This window comes from Dellaglioa sp. CoH-57-MRSF-18, assembly GCF_056781995.1.
The window spans coordinates 1-399 of record NZ_JBXAXX010000112.1 but is presented as its reverse complement, the minus strand read 5'-3'; the positions used below and the strand labels follow the sequence as shown (position 1 = coordinate 399).

Annotated in this window: 1 protein-coding gene; it reads left to right on the top strand. The window is 55.6% G+C overall.

Going from position 1 to position 399, the window contains the following annotated elements; all coding sequences use genetic code 11:
- Positions 1 to 173 precede the first annotated feature (173 nt).
- Positions 174 to 399, top strand: a 226-nt coding sequence (locus AC1RPG_RS08315; RefSeq protein WP_481762519.1) for a hypothetical protein, incomplete at its 3' end; no start/stop codon positions are given.

The window sequence follows — 399 nt, the reverse complement described above, 5'->3', positions numbered from 1 at the left end:
GATATGTTTCAAGTAACGCAGGAATTCGTGTTCTGTTCAGGCGTCGCTGTCGGGGCCCTGAGCGCGATTTGCATTATTGCCAGTTTCGCTTATCTAGATGGCTGGTTTGATAAACCGCAGCCGCGTCGGTTCCATGACATCGACGACGGTTCCTATCGTGGGAAGTCCGTGCGATGAACGAACTCTGGGAAAACCCGCTATACACGGTGGAAGAGCGTCTGGAAATGGCGGTCGGTGGCATCCTGTTCCGTGACAGGTGCCTGAAGCAAGCATACGAGCGCCTCAATCAGGCGAACCAAAGGCTGCGGGAGGTCGCGGAGTTGGCGCATGCCGTGAACGACGTGATCGAGCTGTTCGAAGAGTTTTACGCGGACAGCAAGGGACAGCCGATCACTGATC